Raw genomic sequence first — 16,660 nt, forward strand, 5'->3', positions numbered from 1 at the left:
TTTTCGACCAGCTATCAAACGGGGGGCGCGCTTGGCAAGCTTGCCCCGCCTGCGGGCGGGTGGCGCGGCGCGCCTGACCGCCGGGCGGCACGGATCGCGGCCGACGACACGGGCGACATCGGCACGTCGATCAGCACCCAAGCGGGCGGCTTGCAGTCGGCCAGCAGCGCCGCGCGGGCCTGCGGCAGGCGGTGGCGTTCCAGCGCGTGCGCGGCGTGCGAGAACCGCGCGGGCAGGCGCGATCCGGGCCGGGCGATGACGCCGATGGGGACGCGGGCCGCGATCTCGCGCCAGCGTTCCCAGCGGTCGAACTGGACCAGGTTGTCGGACCCCATCAGCCAGACGAAGCGCACGCCCGGCCAGCCATGCTGCATCGCGGCCAGCGTGTCGGCGGTCTTGCGGGTGCCCAGCCGCGTCTCAAGGTCGGTGACGACGACGCGGGGATCGTCGAGGATCGCGCGCGCGGCGGCGATGCGTTCGGCGATGGGCGCGGGTCCATGCGCCTTGAGCGGATTGCCGGGCGTGACCAGCCACCAGATGCGGTCAAGCCGGAACCGCCGCAGCGCCAGTTCGCTGATCTGGACATGAGCCTTGTGCGGGGGATCGAACGATCCGCCAAGCAGGCCGATCCGCATGCCGGGCAGGCCCACGGGCAGCCCCGCGCGCGATCCTGGCGCCTTTGGCGGTCCCGAGCGGAAGCGGTGGCCGCGCGACAGCACGGACCCGGTCAGTTCCCCGCACCCGGGGCTGCGGGCGCGCCCGACGGCGCGGACAGATCGGGCGGGATCGGCGCGGATGGAGAGGTTGCGGCATCAGGCGCAGGCTGGCCTGCCGGAGTGTCCCCCGGCTGGCCCCCCGGCTGGGCAGGCGGCTGGCCCTCCGGCTGGGCAGGCGGCTGGCCCCCCGGCTGGGCAGGCGGCGTGAACGGATCGATCCCGCCCGCGTCCCCCTCGGTGGGACCGGCCCCTGGCGCGGCTTCGGTGCCCGCCGGTTGCCGGGGCACGACGGTGGGCGGCTGAACCTTGCCCGCGCCGTCGCCGATCTCGCCGTTCAGGCGCGACACGGCGGCGTCGGTGATGTCGATCGCCTCGGCCGACAGAAGGACGGTGCGGGGGTCCAGCACCACCACCGCGCCGCGTTCGCGCATCAGCGCGCCGATCACCGGGATTGCGGCGGCGAAGAACGTGCTGCGCTCGGCGTCCGACAGCGCCGCGACCTCCAGCGAGGCCGCCTCGCGTTCGCGCCGCAAGGTCGTCACCCGCTCGTCGAAGGCGGCGGCTCGGGCGCGGAAATCCTCGGCCGGAAGCGTCGCGCGCTGATCGGTCAGCGCCGCCTCTTCGGCCGACAGTTCCTTGACCAGCCGGTCGTTTTCCGCCTCGAGCGCGCGCAGCCGCTCGGCCACCAGCGCCTCGGCCCGCTTGCCCCATGCGGACCGGCTGTAAAGCTGTTCCTGGTCCACGGTGACGATCGCCTTGGACATCGCCGCACCGTTCGTCGGTGAAGGTGAAGTCGGTGCAGGTGAGGTGAGGGATGGTGAGGCAGGCGCAGGCGAGCCCGCCCCCGCCGCGTCCGCCCCCGGCGCCTGTTGCGCCAGCGCGCCGATCGGCGCGAGGCTTGCCAGCAGCGCGGCCCGGATCAGCAGCCGCGCCGCCATCAGAACCGCGTGGACAGCGTCAGGTCGAACGCCTGTTCCTCGTCATAGTCCTCTTTCTGGACCGCCTTGGCGAGGTTGAAGCGCAGCGGCCCGACCGGCGTGGTCCAGAACAGCGACACGCCGACCGCCGCGCGGACGCGCATGGTGTCGTCCACTTCGACGCCGTAGGCGCCGGTCGTCTCGTCAAGGCCCCAGACCGAGCCCGCGTCGGCGAACAGCCCCGCGTCGATCCCGTATTCCTCGGGCAGCCCCAGCGGGAAGCGCGCCTCGGCGCGGGCGGCCCAGTAGAAGTTGCCCCCCAGCGCGTCCTCGTTCGGGGCGGCCAGGTCGCGCGGACCATAGCCGTTCGGCTTGAAGCCGCGGACCTTGTTGTTGCCGGTGAAGCGGTCGGTGATCCGGCTCACGTCGTCTTCCAGCATGTGAACCGCGCCGCCCTCGACCTCGGCCAGCAAGGTCACGTTGCGCCGCCACGCGGTGCTTTCGACGCCCGCGATCAGCGTGGTCGTGACCGAGTTCACGTCGCCGCCCAAGCCCGCGAAGTCCTGCGCGAGGTCCAGCTTGTAGCTGGTCAGCGGATCAAGCCCGGTGCGGCGGGTGTCATAGCTGTAGTTGTAGCCTAGGGACGACGACAGGCGCGGCCCCTGCTCGAAGTAGAGGATCGGCGACGACCCATCCAGCTCACCCGTCTCGGGATCGACCTCGATCGGGTCCACGTCCTTCAGCTCGTCCTGTTCCAGACGGTAGCGCAGCTCGACCCGGCCGTTCTCGCTGACGGGGAACTCGATCCCGGTCAGGAACCCCGCCCCTTCGGTGTTGTAGTCCGAGTTCAGGCGGTCGGTGGTCTGGTACCAGGCCGAGAACCGCGCGCGAAGATCGCGGTCGAGGAACGCGGGTTCCACGAAGTCGAAGGCGAAGTTCTGCGAGCCATCGGTGGTGGACAGGCTCAGCCCGACCTCTTGCCCGCGGCCCAGGAAGTTGCGTTCCTGCAGCGCGACGTTCAGGCCGACGCCGGCGGACGCGCCGTAGCTTGCGCCAAACGACAGGCTGCCGGTCGGCTGCTCCTCGACGTTCACGTCCACGATCACCTCTTGCGGCGAGGTGCCGGGGCGGCTTTCGACCTGCGCGTCGGCGAAGTAGCCGAGCGCGCGGATGCGTTCGGCCGCGTTCCTGATCTCGCGCGGGTTGAAGGGGTCGCCTTCGACGGTGCGGAACTGACGCCGAATCACCTGGTCCAGCGTGGTCGTGTTGCCCTCGATGTCGATCCGCTCGACGAAGATGCGGGGGCCGCGGGTCAGCGCGAAGGTCAGGCCCAGCGACTGGTTGCGCTCGTTCTTGACGACGCGCGGCTCGATGCTGATGAAGTCGAGGCCCTGCTGGATGGCGACGGTTTCCATGCGGCGGATCGTGTTCTCGACCGCTTGCGGGCTGTAGACCTCGCCGGGGCGGACGCGGTTCTGGGCCGCGAACGGGGCGGCATCGACGCCCGGCACTTCGCTGATCGTGTCCACCTGCGCGAAGGTGTAGCGCGGCCCCTCGTAGATGTCGTAGGTGACGAAGAACGCGTCACGTTCGCGGCTGATTTCCGGGGCGACGGCGCTGACGCGGAAGTCGGCGTAGCCGCGCGAGCGGTAGAAGTCGATCAGCAGCTGCTGGTCAAGCTGCTGGCGTTCGGGGGCATAGGTATCGCGCTGGATGAAGGTCCGCAGCAGGCCCGCCTGCTTGGTCTGCAGGACGTTGCGCAGCTGGCGGTCGGAAAACGCGCGGTTGCCGGTAAAGCCGATCCGCTCGATCTCGGTCACGTCGCCTTCGCGGATCTCGAACACCAGATCGACCTGGTTCTGGCCGCGCCGGATCACGCGGGGATCGACGCGGGCGGCCAGGCGGCCGCCGGCGGCGTAGGCGGCGGCGATCAGCTGCGCGTCCTGTTCAGTCTGCGCGGGCGACAGCACCCGGTTCGCGCGCGAACTGACGATCTCGGCCAGGTCCTCGTCCTTGAGGCGGCGGTTCCCCTCGAAGCTGATGACGCGGATGGTCGGGTATTCGGACACGCGGATGACAAGCGTGCCGCCCTGCGGCACCAGCTCGACGGTCTCGAACAGGCCCGACTGCTGCAGGCGCTGCTGCGCCTCGTTCAGGTCACCGGCGCTCAGATCCTGGCCACGGTCGATGCCGGCGGTGGACAGGATTGTTGCGGACTCGATCCGCTGCGATCCCTCGATCTGTACGTTGCTGAAGGTATAGGCCATCGCCGGTGCCGGCACCGCGACCAGCGCGGGCGCAAGCGCCAGCACCGAAACCAGCGCCGCCGCGCCCCTGCCGAAAGTCCGTTTGGTCATGGCCGCCCCTCATGCATCCGCCGTGCGCGGGGTTCCCCCGTCGCAATTGCGGCGATGGTTAATCACCGCCGCGCGCGCTGTCAAAACAAAGCCCTCGGTCAGCGGCACAGAATGTCGTTGGAGAGACCGAAAATCATCAGTGACAGCACCGCCGCCAGCCCGATCGAGGTCAGGATGCGCAGCGCGCGGGGCGACGGCGGGCGGCCGGTCACCGCCTCCCACGTGAAGAAGGCGAGATGGCCGCCGTCAAGGACCGGGACCGGCAGGATATTGAGAAACCCGATCGCCGCCGACAGGACGCCGATCCACAGCACGAAGCTGGTGAACCCGGTGGTGGCCGCCTGCCCGGTGCTTTCGGCGATCGAGATGGCCCCGCCCAGGTTGCAGCTGCCGATCTGCCCCGACAGCATCGCCCACAGCCCCGACACCGAGCCGACGATGATCGACCAGGTCTGGGCGATGCCGGTGCGCAGCGCCTCGAACGGGCCGGGCGCGCGGGTCGCGGGGGTGAAGTAGCCGCTGTCACCCGTGACGCCGATCAGCCATCGCTTCTCGTAGCCGTCGGCGGTGGGCAGGTCCTGCCGCTTGGGCACAAGGGTATAATCGGCCTCGCCCGCGCCGGGCCGCCAGACGCGCAGAAGGATCGCGCCGCCGTTCGCCGCCTCGACCCGCTGGCGCAGTTCGTCGAAGCGGAAGACGGGCGTGCCGTCGATGGCCCGGATCACGTCGCCGGGCCGAAGCCCCGCGCCGGATGCGGCGCTGCGCGGGGCCACGCCCGCGATCAGGGGCGGCGCGGGATGGGGGCCGCGGACCGTGACCTCGGCCCCGTCGCGGCGCACTGTCCAGTCGAAGGCCGCCGCCGCGGGCAGGTCGCGCCCGGCGCTGAACAGCGCGGGCCAGTCGGGGACGGGGCGGCCGTCGATCGACAGGATCTCGTCGCCCGGCCGCAATTCGTTGACGATGCCGGGCGGGGTCGGTGCGACCTCGCCCACCTGAACGCGGTCGACGGCCACGCCCTGAATTGCGATCACGGCCGCGAAGATCACGGTCGACAGGATGAAGTTCGCAAGCGGCCCCGCCGCGACGGTGGCGAAGCGCCCCCACAGCGGCGCGCCTTCGAGGGTCTGGCGCCGCAGGGCGGGATCGACGGGGCGTCCGGGACCCGCGCTTGCGGCGTCCGCATCGCCCAGGAACCGGACGTAGCCCCCCAGCGGGATCGCGGCCACCTGCCACAGCGTTCCGCGCCGGTCGCGCCGCGACCAGAGCCGCGGGCCGAAGCCCAGCGAGAACACCTCGGCCCGGATCCCCGACCAGCGGCCGACGATATAGTGGCCGTATTCGTGGACACCGACGATGATCGACAGGGCCACGACGAAGGCGACGATGGTCCAGGCAACGCCGCCCAGCTGGCTGATGATGTCGATCATTGTCGTGCCTTTCCGGGCCGTCGCCTGAAATTCGCCGTCAGCCCCTGCGGGCGGCCCAGTCGCCCGCGTCGCGGCGCGCGGCCCGGTCCCAGGCCAGCACGGCGTCCAGATCGCCGGGACTGTCGCCGAAATGGGGACGCCCGGCGGCGATGTCCAGCGCATGCTCGACCGCCGGGGCCATGTCGGCAAAGCCGATCCGCCCGGCCATGAAGTCGTCGAGCGCCTGTTCCTTGGCCGCGTTCAGCACCGCGCCCGCCGCGCCGCCCTGCGCGATCACCTCGCGCGCAAGCCGCAGCGCGGGCCAGCGCACCTCGTCCGGGGCGCGGAAGGTCAGCTGCCCCAGCGCGGCAAGGTCCAGCGCCGCGACCGGCAGCGCAGCGCGATCGGGCCAGTGCAGCGCGTGGCCGATCGCGTGGCGCATGTCGGGCGGACCCATATGGGCGAGCGTTGCCCCGTCGCAGTACGTGACCATGGCGTGGACGATGGATTCGGGATGCACGAGGACCCGGATGCGGTCGCTGGAGAGCCCGAAGAACTCGTGCGCTTCAATGACTTCCAGCGCCTTGTTGAACATGCTTGCGCTGTCGATGGTGATCCGCTGGCCCATCGACCAGTTCGGGTGGCACGACGCCTCGGCCACCGTCGCGCTCGCCAGCCGTTCCAGCGGCCAGTCGCGGAACGCCCCGCCCGACGCGGTGATCGTCACACGCTCGACGCCGTCGAGCTTGCCGCATCCAAGACATTGAAAGACGGCGGAATGTTCGGAATCGACCGGCAGGATCGCGGACCCGCTGGCGCGCGCCTTGCCCATCAGCAGCGGCCCGGCGGCGACCAAGCTTTCCTTGTTCGCCAGCGCCAGTGTGCCGCCCCGTTCCACCACCCGCAGCCCCGGCATCAGGCCCGCCGTGCCCACGATCGCGGACAGCGACCAGTCCGACGGCATCCGCGCCGCCTCGTCGATCGCGACCTCGCCCGCCGCCGCCCTTGTGCCCGACCCCGCCAGCGCGTCCCGCAAGCCGCCCAGCAGGCTTTCGTCGGCGATGACGGCGACCTCGGCCCGCAGCGCGCGCGCCATCTCGGCCAGCCGCGCGACGTTGCGGCCGCCGGTCAGGGCGATGGTGCGGTAGGCGTCGGGGCCGCCCGCCCGCATCAGCAGGTCGAACGCGCTTTCGCCGACCGATCCGGTCGCGCCGAAGATCGACAGGGTTTTCATGTCAGCTCCCCAGCCGCGGGATCAGCGGCGCAAAGACAAGCGCGACGAGGAACGCGGCCGTCAGCGCGTCGAAGCGGTCCATGACGCCGCCGTGGCCCGGGATCAGGTCCGAGCTGTCCTTGATGCCCGTGCGCCGCTTCAGCGCGCTTTCGGCGATGTCGCCCATCTGCCCGGCAAAGGCCAGCAGCGGCGCCACCGGCAGCATCCACCAGCTGCCATAGCCCGCCGCGATGAACAGGACCGCCAGCACCACCGCGCCGATCCAGCCGGCGAGCGTCCCACTCCACGTCTTGTTGGGGCTGATGGCGGGCCAGAACTTCGGCCCGCCAAGCGCCTTGCCCACGAAATAGCCCAGCACGTCCGACTGCACGGCGGTCACGGCGATCCACAGCGCGACCGCCAGCCCTGCATCCTCGCGCACCTGCAGAAGCGACAGGCAGGCGAGGAAGAACGACAGCGCGAACGCCACGAACTTGCCGCGATGCGCGGGATTGGTGCCGCGCCAGCCGATGACGACCGGAACGGCGACCAGCAGGACGGCGTATTCGAACGGATAGAACGACACGAACAGGAAGATCAGCGCCGACATCAGCGCCAGCAGCCTCGAGCGGCGCGAGGCGGGGCTGGAATAGCGCTGCGACGCGGTGATCCGGGTCAGTTCCCACATCAGCCCGGCGATCAGGACGGCCGCGCCCACGTGCAGCGGCAGGTGCCCCACGACCAGCACGACGACGCCCACGACGGCGACCATCAGCCCCGAACCGAAGCGCTGGGTCAGGTCCGCCCACCGTCCCGCCACCCGTCCCTGCGCTGGCGGGGGCCGAAGGCTCCGCCTCATGCGGCGCCGAAGCGGCGGTCGCGCATGCCGAAGCGGTCGAGGATCGCGCCAAGGTGGTCGGGGGTGAAGTCCGGCCACAGCGTCGGCGTGAATTCGTACTCGGCATAGGCGGACTGGAACGGCAGGAAGTTCGAGATCCGCGTCTCGCCCGAGGTGCGGATCACCAGGTCCGGGTCGGGGTGGCCTGCGGTGTCGAGGCAGGCGGCCAGATCGGCCTCGGTCGGGGCCGCGATCTCGCCCGCGGCGATCTTTGCGGCAAGGCGGCCGGTTGCGCGCGCAAGCTCGGCCCGGCCGCCATAGTTGATGGCGACGGTCAGGTTCAGGCGCGAGTTGCCGGCGGTCTGGACCTCGATCGTGTCCATGAGATTGCGCAGCTTCTTGTCCAGCGGTCCGCGGTCTCCGATGAAGCGCATCCGCACCCCCTCGGCCGCCATCACGTCCGCCTCGCGCTTGATGTAGCGCGCGAAGATGCCCATCAGGCCCAGCACCTCGGCCGTCGAACGCTTCCAGTTCTCGGTCGAGAATGCGTAGATCGTCAGCCAGTTGACGCCCATGTCGGGGCAGGCGTGGACGACCTGCTTGACCCGCTCGGCGCCCTTGCGGTGCCCGACGAGGCGGGGCCAGCCGCGCTCGGTCGCCCAGCGGCCGTTTCCGTCCATGATGATGGCGACGTGGCGCGGGCGCGGAACCCCGGCCGTGCCCGCGGGATCTGCGGTCAGTTCGGATGCGGGAACGGCCATCGTCCTAGACCTGCATGATTTCGGCTTGCTTGGATTCAAGCGCCTTGTCTACCTCGGCGATCATCTTGTCGGTCAGGTCCTGCACGGCGGTTTCCCAGAACTTCTGGTCGTCCTCGGCCATGCCCGAAGACTTCGCCTTCTTGATCTGGTCCATGCCGTCGCGGCGGACGTTGCGGATGGCGACGCGCGCGCTTTCCGAATACTGGGCGGCGACCTTGGTCAGCTCGCGCCGGCGTTCCTCGTTCAGTTCCGGGATCGGCAGCATGATGATGGTGCCGTTCAGCTGCGGGTTGATGCCGAGGCCGCTTTCGCGGATCGCCTTTTCGACCTTGCCGACCAGCGCCTTGTCCCAGACGTTGATCGTGACCATCCGCGGCTCGGGGACGTTGACGGTGCCGACCTGGTTGATCGGCGTGGGCGAGCCGTAGGCGTCCACCATCACCGGATCGATCATCGAGGCCGAGGCGCGGCCGGTGCGCAGCGACTGGAACTCGTGCCGCAGGCTGTCCATCGCGCCCTTCATGCGACGTTCAAGATCGTCGGTGTCGATTTCGATGTCGTCCGCCATCACTGCTGCCTTCTGCCCGTCTTTCGCGTGTTCCAGCGCTAATAGCCAAAGCCCCGCGCCAGTGCAAAGGATTCAGCCATGCACCCGCGTATAAGTGCCCGTGCCGTCCAGGATCGACCGGAACCCGCCCGGCTCGTCCAGCGAGAAGACGATGATCGGCAGGTCGTTGTCGCGGGCAAGCGCAATGGCCGATGCGTCCATAACGCCCAGGTGCTTTTGCAGCACCTCGTCGTAGGTCACGGTGTCGTAGCGGGTGGCGTCGGCGTGCTTGACCGGGTCGCGGTCATAGACGCCGTCCACCTTGGTCCCCTTGAAGATCGCCTCGCAGTTCATTTCGGATGCGCGCAGCGTCGCGGCAGTGTCGGTCGTGAAATACGGGTTGCCGGTGCCGGCCGCGAAGATGCAGATGCGCTTCTTTTCCAGGTGCCGCACGGCGCGGCGGCGGATATAGGGCTCGGCCACCTCGTCCATGCGGATCGCGCTGATGACCCGCGTGTGGATGTTCTTGGCCTCGAGCGCGGCCTGCATGGCAAGCGCGTTCATGACGGTCGCGAGCATCCCCATGTAGTCGGCGGTCGTACGTTCCATCCCCTGCGCGGACCCCTGCAGGCCGCGGAAGATGTTGCCGCCGCCGATCACCATGCAGATCTCGACCCCGGTGCGGTGGACCGCTTCGACCTCGTCGGCGATGCGCGCGACGGTCGGCGGGTGCAGGCCGAAGCCCTGATCGCCCATCAGCGCCTCGCCCGAGATCTTCAGCAGCACGCGATTGTAGCCGCTGCGCGCAGGGCCGGGCTGGCCCGACTGGCCGGACCGGGTGGAGGCAAGGCCGTCATCGGGGGTTGTCGCTGTCGCTTCGGTCATCTGGTCCCCGCATTCGTGCCGGCTGTTTCGCTGCCGGGGAAAATGTCCCAAATGGGCTGCATGTTCAACCGGAAGCTCCGATGTCCGCAGTCCAGGTCCCCGCCAGCCCGCACCCGATCCGGCTTTCCGGCGACCTGCCGCCGATCGACCCCGCGCGGCATGTGGTGATCGCGGGGCCGACCGCATCGGGAAAGTCGGCGCTGGCGCTGGCCATCGCGCAGGCGCAGGGCGGCGTCGTGGTCAACGCCGACGCGCTGCAGGTCTGGTCGTGCTGGCGCGTCCTGACCGCGCGCCCGGACGCGGACGATGAGGCGGCGGCGCCGCACGCGCTTTACGGCCACGTCGCGCCGGGGCGCAGCTATTCGGTCGGCGACTGGCTGGCCGAGGTGGCGGCGCTTCTGAGCGGGGGCGAGCGGCTGATCGTGGCGGGCGGGACCGGGCTTTACCTGTCCAGCCTGACGCGCGGGCTTGCGGTCATCCCGCCGGTCGGCCCCGACGTCCGCGCCCGCGCCGACGCATGGATGGCGCAAGGCGGGCTGGAAGCGATGGCCCGCGCGCTCGACCCCCGCACCCGCGACGGGCTTGACCTGCAGAACCCCGCCCGCGTCCAGCGCGCGTGGGAGGTGCTGGAGGCGACGGGACGCGGCCTTGCCGAATGGCAGGCCGACACCCCCGCCCCGCTGATCGCACCCGGCGACGCGACCCGGCTGGTGCTGAACGCCGACCGCGACGCGCTGGCGGACCGGATCGCGCGGCGGTTCGACGCCATGCTCGCGCAAGGCGCGCTGGACGAGGTCGCGGCGATGCTGCCGCACTGGCGGGAAGGCGCGCAGTGGACCCACGCGATCGGCGCGCCGGAACTTGCGGCGCATCTGTCCGGCGGGTCGAGCCTAGACGCGGCGCGCGAGCAGGCGGTGATCGCCACGCGCCAATACGCGAAGTCGCAGCGGATCTGGTTCAGGAACCGGATGCGGGACTGGGATCACGTCGCCGTCCGGTTGAAATGACTGGCGGAATTACTGGAACGTTCACGCGTCGTTAACGTTTGTTGATCACAGTCGCTTTCGCGCTGAACGACAGGACCCGATGCTGAACCCCGACCCGCATCTTCTCGACGAGAACCGGCTGCCGTGCCCGGTGCCCGGTAGGGTGGACGACGGTTCGGCGTCGGCCCAATCCGTGTTTCCGGCCCCTAGCCTTCCCGCGATCCCCGACCGTGCCGCGCAACCGCCCGCGGTCGCCTATTCCGGCTTGACGGCCCATGTCCTCGACGGGTTGCGGGTGGTTCCGCTCGCAAGCTTCTGGTGGGGCGGCACCGGTGTCACACGGCGGCCGCGGGTCCGCAGCGACCACGTCCTGATGCTGGTCGATCAGGGCGGCGTGCGGATCGACCTGCCGCGTTCGGGCCAGTCCTGCGGTGCGGGGCAGCTGGTGTTCGTGCCGGCGGGCAGCGCGTTCGCGGTGCAGCCTGCGGCCGACGCGCAGGGCGCCGTCCTGCGGATCCCGTCGGCCCTGACGCGCGACCTGACCCCCGCGCTGCCCACGCAGCTGCTGGCCGGCCACTTCTCGGCCGATCTGCGGGCCGAACTCGGCGCGCATCTGTCCGCGATCCAGCGCGACGGCGGGCTGCCGGTCGCGAGCGCCCGGCAGGCGGCCGACGCGCGGCTGCGCCTGCTGTCGATCCTGCTGCAGCGGGGCGATCTTTTCAGCCAGCCGCAGGATACGCGCACCAGCGTCACGCCGCTGCAGAACGGGTCCAAGCGGATCATGCGCGACTTCATCGACCTTGCCGGGCGCGAGCTTGGCCGTGGCCGGACGCTGTCGGACCTGGCCCAGGCGATCGGCGTGAACCGCGTCGATCTTGACGCGGCCTGCCAGGCGCAGCGCGGGCAAACCGCGCTCGAGATGCTGTACGACCTGCGGTTCGAGGGGGCGATGGCGCTGCTGCGGGGCACCCATGACAGTCTGGGCAGCATCGCCACGCGCATGGGATATACCGGCGTCGCGCATCTCAACCGCGCCTTCGTGGCCGCGACCGGCCGCCCGGCCGAAAGCTTCCGCGCGCCGGGCCGGGCCTGAGGGCCGCGTCAGTCCTCGTCGCTGCCCGATGGCTCGGGTTTGCCCCGGAAGCCCTGCGCCACCACGAACTTCTCGGACGAATCCGCCCGGCTCGCCGGGGGTTTCACGTTCGCCACCTTGTCGAAGTTCTGCTTGAGCAGCGTCTGCAGGCTCAGCTCTGCCCCGCCCGCCAGCACCTTGGCCACGAACGTCCCGCCGGGGGTCAGCACGTCGAAGGCAAAGGCCGCCGCCGCCTCGACCAGCGCGACGATGCGGATGTGGTCAGTGCCCTTGTGGCCCGACGAGGCCGCCGCCATGTCCGACATCACCACGTCGGCGGGACCGCCCAGCCATGCCTTGACCTTGGCGTCGGCGTCGTCGGACAGGAAGTCCAGCTGGTGCAGTTCCGCCCCTGCGATCGGGTCGATCTCTTGCAGATCGACGCCCAGCACGGTGCCCTGCTTGCCGCCGCGTTCCCCCAGCGCGTTCACCCGCGCGACCGCCACCTGCGACCACCCGCCCGGCGCCGCGCCAAGGTCCACCACCCGCGCGCCGGGCACGAGGAAGCCGTATTTCTTGTCCAGTTCAAGGATCTTGTAGGCCGCGCGCCCTCGATACCCCTCGCGCTTGGCACGGGCCACGTAGGGATCGTTCAGCTGCCGTTCCAGCCACAGGGTCGAGGACAGCTTGCGCCCCTTGGCCGACTTCACGCGGACCCGCAGGTCGCGCTGCCCGCGGCCCGAACTTTTCCGCGCCCGGTCGCCGGGCTTCTTTCCTTCGGTCATCTCATGCCACCCCGTTCACCCCTTCGGGCGTCAGCACGCCATCGCGCACCATCTGGGCGTAAAGCAACCCCTCGCGTAGCCCGCGGTCCGCAACCGACAGGCGGTTGGTGGGCCAGACCCGCATCAGCGTCTGCAGGATGGCGGCCCCGGACATGATGAGCGCGTGCCGCTCGCGGCCGATCCGCGGGTCCGCCCGCCGCCCCTCGGGGCCGAGCGCGAGGTAGTCGCGGATCACCTTGTCGATCTGGGGCGAGGTCATCGTCAGCCCGTCCACCTTGGTCCGGTCATAGCGCTTGAGGCCCAGAAAACTGGCCGCGACCGTCGTGACCGTGCCCGAGGTGCCAATGATCTGGAAGTTTTCGCCCGCGCGCCCCTCGGTCGCGTAGGGGACGAAGTCGGCCAGCATCTCCTCGAAATGCCAGCTCATCAGGGCGAAGCGGCCCTGGTCGTCCTCGACATCGGCGAATTGGTCGCGCAGCGTGGCGACGCCCAGCGGCACGCTGATCCAGTCCACCACGCGCGCGGCGCCCGGCTGCGGGTTCCCGAACCCGTCCCCCAGCGCCATGATGGCGCGCGGGCGTTCGGCCGGCTCGACCCCGCTCACGTCGATCCAGACCAGCTCGGTCGAGCCGCCGCCGATGTCCACGATCAAAAGCTGTTCCGTCCGCAGGCTGACCAGCGGCGCGCACGAGATGACGGCTAGCCGCGCCTCTTCCTCGGGCTGGATGATCTCGATCGGAAGGCCGGTCTCGCGCCGGATCGTCCGCATGAAGTCGCGGCTGTTGCGGGCGCGCCTGCACGCCTCGGTCGCGACAAGCCGCATCCGCGCGACGCCGTGCTTTTCCAGCTTGCGCCGGCAGACCTGCAATGCGTGGACGGTGCGCGCCATCGACTGGCGCGACAGGCGGCCCGACGCTTCCAGCCCCTGCCCCAGCTGGACAGGTTTGGAAAAGCTGTCGATCACCTGGAACTGATTGCCCGTCGGACGGGCGATCAGCATCCGGCAACTGTTCGTGCCCAGATCGAGAGCCGCGTAGAGCGTGCTTTCGTCGGGTTGGCGGGCGGCGGAAGGCTCGACCGATGGATCCGGGAACGCGTCCGCACCCGCGGGACGCTTGGGCGTCATGGCAACGCCCTCCGATTTCAAGTTGACTCGAACGTAATCCCCGGCCCTTGGGCGTTCAAGTCCCGATCCCTTGTGGCGTCGAAACCTCGCGTCAACGAAACAGGGGGGCAAACGCCCCCCCGACATGCAAACGCCCGAACGAGGTTACTGCATCGCGACGCCCGCATGGCGCTGAGCGAGCCCCCGCGCGGCGCGCCCGGGCAGGAACGGCCGCGCGCCGCTTTCGGGCAGGCCATCCGCGATTTCCGGGAACAGCGTCATGATCTCGCGCAGCGAGGCGTCGGGCAGCGCCGCCAGCGCCTGTTCGCCCAAAAACAGCGACTCGGTCTGCGCGCCCTCGGACCAGATCACCTCGTGGCGATCGAAGAGAACGTGGTGATAGGACACCGAGGTGATGTCGGCCGCAATCTCGATCCCCTCGACCGCCAGCAGGTGCTTGGCGGCGACCAGAACCTCGTCCTGCCCCGACAGTTCGCGCGCGAGGTCCGACCTGACCATGACGCGGTGCTGCGGCGATACCATCAGGTCACGCTCGGGCAGACCCGCCCCCAGCGCGCCCGCGCCGATGCGGATCGGCAGCAGCGCCGAAGACGCGGCCAGATCGACCGCGTCGAGCGTCCGTGCCCCGACCCAGCGCACCGGCTGCATCCCGTGATCCACCGTCTGCACCAGGTCGCCCGGTCGGATGTCCTCGACCGGGCGCAGGCCGTCCGCCGTCAGGATGCGCGTGCCGCCGGCAAAGCAGGGCACGAAGTGGATCTGCGGCCGGTGCGTGTCGAGGTTGTTGTTGAACGGATTCAGCTCGGCCAGGTTGGTGATCTTGAGCGACTTGATCGGACCGGCGGTGAGCGCATCGTTCTTGCCGTCGAGATTGGGGACCAGGAAGGTGCGGCCCAGATCGTCCTGCATGACGGTGACGAGCGCGTTCTTGCACTGGCTGCCATCGAGATAGGTGATCGTGGCGCGGTACTGCGTCACGCCGTCGAAGTTGAAGTTGTCGTCGGTCTTGCCGGTGCCGGTGACAGGCAGGGGGCGGTCGGTGGTGAACGTCTCGAACCCCTTGCGGTCGAAGATGCCGTTTTCCCCGAACAGCCGGCCGTCGTGGTTGGTGTCGTTCGCGGTGACGGTGACGATGCCGTTCGTCAGCGGATCGGCGACGCTGCCGAAGGTCTTGCCCAGCAGGGTAAAGCTCGTCTCGGTGCCGGGCAGCCCCTCGAAGCGGTCGATGTACTGGCTGGAGTCCACGTCGCCAAGATAGATGGCCTGGAACTGGTTGGCGCAGGCGGCGCCATCCGACGGAATCGTCGGCTTCGGCGAATTGGTCATGATCGGTCCTCGTCAACAAACAGCCAAAAACAGCGGCACGCCGAAGATACCGCGCAACCGCTGCGTTTGCATCGGGATCGCTAAAATCCTAACTTAAAACATAGTGTTGCAGGATTACCCTCAACCCTTGCGGGCAGCAGGCCCGTGATTTCCGACGTCACATCAATGTCCTCGCCACCCGGTTGAGTCCGCGGCGATCAATCGGGAATTGATCGGTCCGGGGCCGCTTGCGGCCCGTGGGCGCAAGCCATAGATCAACCGCACCGCCCTACCCGGCGGCGGAGCTTCGCATGATCATCGCAGCCGCCCTCGTCCTCGGCGCCCTTCTGGGCGATTACCGCGCCCGCAAGGCGGGGGGCCGGCGCGCCGACCGCATCCAGTACGCCGCCGCCCATGCGCTCGCCTTCGCGCTGCTGGGCCTGTTCCTGTCCATCGCGCTGGACCGCGCGATGCGCGGCTGATGTTCCGCCCCTTCCTGGGATCGCTGCGCCGGCACGGCGTGCCCGTCAGCCTGCGGGAATGGCTGGATCTGATGGGGGCGATGCAGGCGGGCGTCGCCGGCTGGTCGGTCGAGGAGTTCCACACCGTCGCCCGCGCCATCCTCGTCAAGGACGAACGCCATATCGACCGCTTCGACCGCGCCTTCGCCGAAGCTTTCGCGGGGCTTGAGACAGTCCCGGTCGAAGCCTTGGTCGAACAGGCGGACCTGCCCCGGGAGTGGTTGGAAAAGCTGGCCGAGAAGCTGCTGACCGACGAGGAAAAGGCGCAGATCGAAGGCGCGGGCAGTTTCGAGGCGCTGATGAACAAGCTGCGCGAGCGTCTGGCCGAACAGCAGGGCCGCCACCAGGGCGGCAACAGGTGGATCGGCACCGCCGGCACCTCGCCCTTCGGCGCTTACGGCTACAATCCCGAAGGCGTCCGCATCGGCCAGGCGACCAGCCGCCACCGCCGCGCCGCGAAGGTCTGGGACAGGCGCGAGTTCCGCGACTTCGACGACCAGGTCGAACTGGGCACCCGCAACATCAAGGTCGCGCTGAAGCGCCTGCGCCAGTGGGCCCGCCACGGGGCCGCGGACGAGCTGGACCTGCCGGCCACGATCCGCGCCACCGCCGATCACGGCTATATCGACGTCCAGACCCGGCCGGAACGGCGCAACGCGGTCAAGGTGCTGCTGTTTCTCGACGTGGGCGGCAGCATGGACGACCACATCCGGGTGGTGGACGAGCTGTTCTCGGCCGCCCGGGCCGAGTTCCGGCAAATGAAGCACTTCTACTTCCACAACTGCCTTTACGAGGGCGTGTGGCAGGACAACCGCCGCCGCTGGGACGCGCAGACCCCGACCTGGGACGTGCTGCACACCTATGGGCGCGATCACAAATGCATCTTCGTGGGCGACGCCTCGATGTCGCCCTACGAGATCGCGGCGCCGGGCGGCGCCAGCGAACACTGGAACGCCGAGCCGGGCGAGCTGTGGTTGCGCCGCGCCTGCGCGACCTGGCCCGACCACGTCTGGCTCAACCCGGTCCCCGAACAGCACTGGGGCTACACGCCGTCGATCGGCATGGTCGGCAGCGTGTTCGAAAACCGGATGATGCCGCTCACCCTCGACGGCCTCACCCGCGCGATGAGGCTTCTTGGCTGAGGGCATCTTCTGTCTCCATCCATCCCGGGGTGAGGGGCCATCGGCCCCGAGGGGCAGCGCCCCTTCCTTTCCGCCCTCCGCCG

General features: G+C 69.7%; 16 protein-coding genes. 4 read left to right on the forward strand and 12 right to left on the reverse strand.

Annotation, left to right across the window (positions count from 1 at the left end):
* Positions 1-14: 14 nt before the first annotated feature.
* The 9 genes from FNF32_RS10430 to pyrH all read right to left on the reverse strand — a co-directional run bounded on the left by FNF32_RS10430 (position 15) and on the right by pyrH (position 9,640).
* Entirely contained in the window at positions 15-635 is a 621-nt protein-coding gene (locus FNF32_RS10430; RefSeq protein ID WP_131674432.1) for a nicotinate-nucleotide adenylyltransferase, read from the reverse strand.
* Between the two features lie 92 nt (positions 636-727).
* A complete protein-coding gene (locus FNF32_RS15760) occupies positions 728-1,654 on the reverse strand; it encodes an OmpH/Skp family outer membrane protein (protein ID WP_131674409.1) in 927 nt (308 codons plus the stop codon).
* A complete protein-coding gene (gene bamA, locus FNF32_RS10440) occupies positions 1,654-3,990 on the reverse strand; it encodes an outer membrane protein assembly factor BamA (protein ID WP_131674408.1) in 2,337 nt (778 codons plus the stop codon). Before bamA ends, FNF32_RS15760 begins: the two co-directional genes overlap by 1 nt.
* A gap of 98 nt (positions 3,991-4,088) precedes the next feature.
* A complete protein-coding gene (rseP, locus tag FNF32_RS10445; protein ID WP_131674407.1) occupies positions 4,089-5,417 on the reverse strand; it encodes an RIP metalloprotease RseP in 1,329 nt (442 codons plus the stop codon).
* Between the two features lie 37 nt (positions 5,418-5,454).
* A complete protein-coding gene (dxr, locus tag FNF32_RS10450; protein WP_131674406.1) occupies positions 5,455-6,630 on the reverse strand; it encodes a 1-deoxy-D-xylulose-5-phosphate reductoisomerase in 1,176 nt (391 codons plus the stop codon).
* Between the two features lies 1 nt (position 6,631).
* Entirely contained in the window at positions 6,632-7,429 is a 798-nt protein-coding gene (locus tag FNF32_RS10455) for a phosphatidate cytidylyltransferase (protein ID WP_185961927.1), read from the reverse strand.
* A 35-nt stretch (positions 7,430-7,464) separates the two neighbouring features.
* Entirely contained in the window at positions 7,465-8,208 is a 744-nt protein-coding gene (gene uppS, locus FNF32_RS10460) for a polyprenyl diphosphate synthase (protein WP_131674404.1), read from the reverse strand.
* A 4-nt stretch (positions 8,209-8,212) separates the two neighbouring features.
* Entirely contained in the window at positions 8,213-8,776 is a 564-nt protein-coding gene (gene frr / locus FNF32_RS10465) for a ribosome recycling factor (RefSeq protein ID WP_131674403.1), read from the reverse strand.
* A gap of 72 nt (positions 8,777-8,848) precedes the next feature.
* Entirely contained in the window at positions 8,849-9,640 is a 792-nt protein-coding gene (gene pyrH, locus FNF32_RS10470; protein ID WP_246087779.1) for a UMP kinase, read from the reverse strand.
* Between the two features lie 80 nt (positions 9,641-9,720).
* Here pyrH and miaA point away from each other — a divergent pair, with 80 nt between their 5' ends.
* On the forward strand, positions 9,721-10,647 hold the full coding sequence (gene miaA, locus FNF32_RS10475) for a tRNA (adenosine(37)-N6)-dimethylallyltransferase MiaA (RefSeq protein ID WP_131674402.1): 927 nt from the start codon (positions 9,721-9,723) through the stop codon (positions 10,645-10,647).
* Positions 10,648-10,726: 79 nt separating this feature from the next.
* Positions 10,727-11,719 (forward strand): helix-turn-helix domain-containing protein, encoded by a 993-nt coding sequence (locus tag FNF32_RS10480; RefSeq protein WP_131674401.1) that lies wholly within the window; start codon positions 10,727-10,729, stop codon positions 11,717-11,719.
* Between the two features lie 8 nt (positions 11,720-11,727).
* On the opposite strand, the gene FNF32_RS10485 is transcribed toward FNF32_RS10480, so the two are convergent.
* The 3 genes from FNF32_RS10485 to FNF32_RS15650 all read right to left on the reverse strand — a co-directional run bounded on the left by FNF32_RS10485 (position 11,728) and on the right by FNF32_RS15650 (position 14,935).
* On the reverse strand, positions 11,728-12,483 hold the full coding sequence (locus tag FNF32_RS10485; RefSeq protein WP_131674400.1) for an RlmE family RNA methyltransferase: 756 nt from the start codon (positions 12,481-12,483) through the stop codon (positions 11,728-11,730).
* A 1-nt stretch (position 12,484) separates the two neighbouring features.
* Positions 12,485-13,609, reverse strand: a complete 1,125-nt coding sequence (locus tag FNF32_RS10490) for a Ppx/GppA phosphatase family protein (RefSeq protein WP_131674399.1) — start codon at positions 13,607-13,609, stop codon at positions 12,485-12,487.
* Positions 13,610-13,753: 144 nt separating this feature from the next.
* Positions 13,754-14,935, reverse strand: coding sequence for a Hint domain-containing protein (locus FNF32_RS15650; RefSeq protein WP_246087780.1), 1,182 nt, complete (start codon positions 14,933-14,935; stop codon positions 13,754-13,756).
* A gap of 290 nt (positions 14,936-15,225) precedes the next feature.
* On the opposite strand from FNF32_RS15650, the gene FNF32_RS15325 reads away from it, so the two are divergent.
* On the forward strand, positions 15,226-15,396 hold the full coding sequence (locus FNF32_RS15325; RefSeq protein ID WP_185961928.1) for a hypothetical protein: 171 nt from the start codon (positions 15,226-15,228) through the stop codon (positions 15,394-15,396).
* On the forward strand, positions 15,396-16,577 hold the full coding sequence (locus FNF32_RS10500) for a vWA domain-containing protein (RefSeq protein WP_131674398.1): 1,182 nt from the start codon (positions 15,396-15,398) through the stop codon (positions 16,575-16,577). The genes FNF32_RS15325 and FNF32_RS10500 overlap by 1 nt, the downstream gene beginning before the upstream one ends.
* The last annotated feature ends 83 nt before the right edge of the window (positions 16,578-16,660 follow it).

The organism is Paracoccus marinus (genome assembly GCF_007018965.1).
In the GTDB taxonomy this organism is placed as follows: Bacteria; Pseudomonadota; Alphaproteobacteria; order Rhodobacterales; family Rhodobacteraceae; genus Paracoccus; species Paracoccus marinus.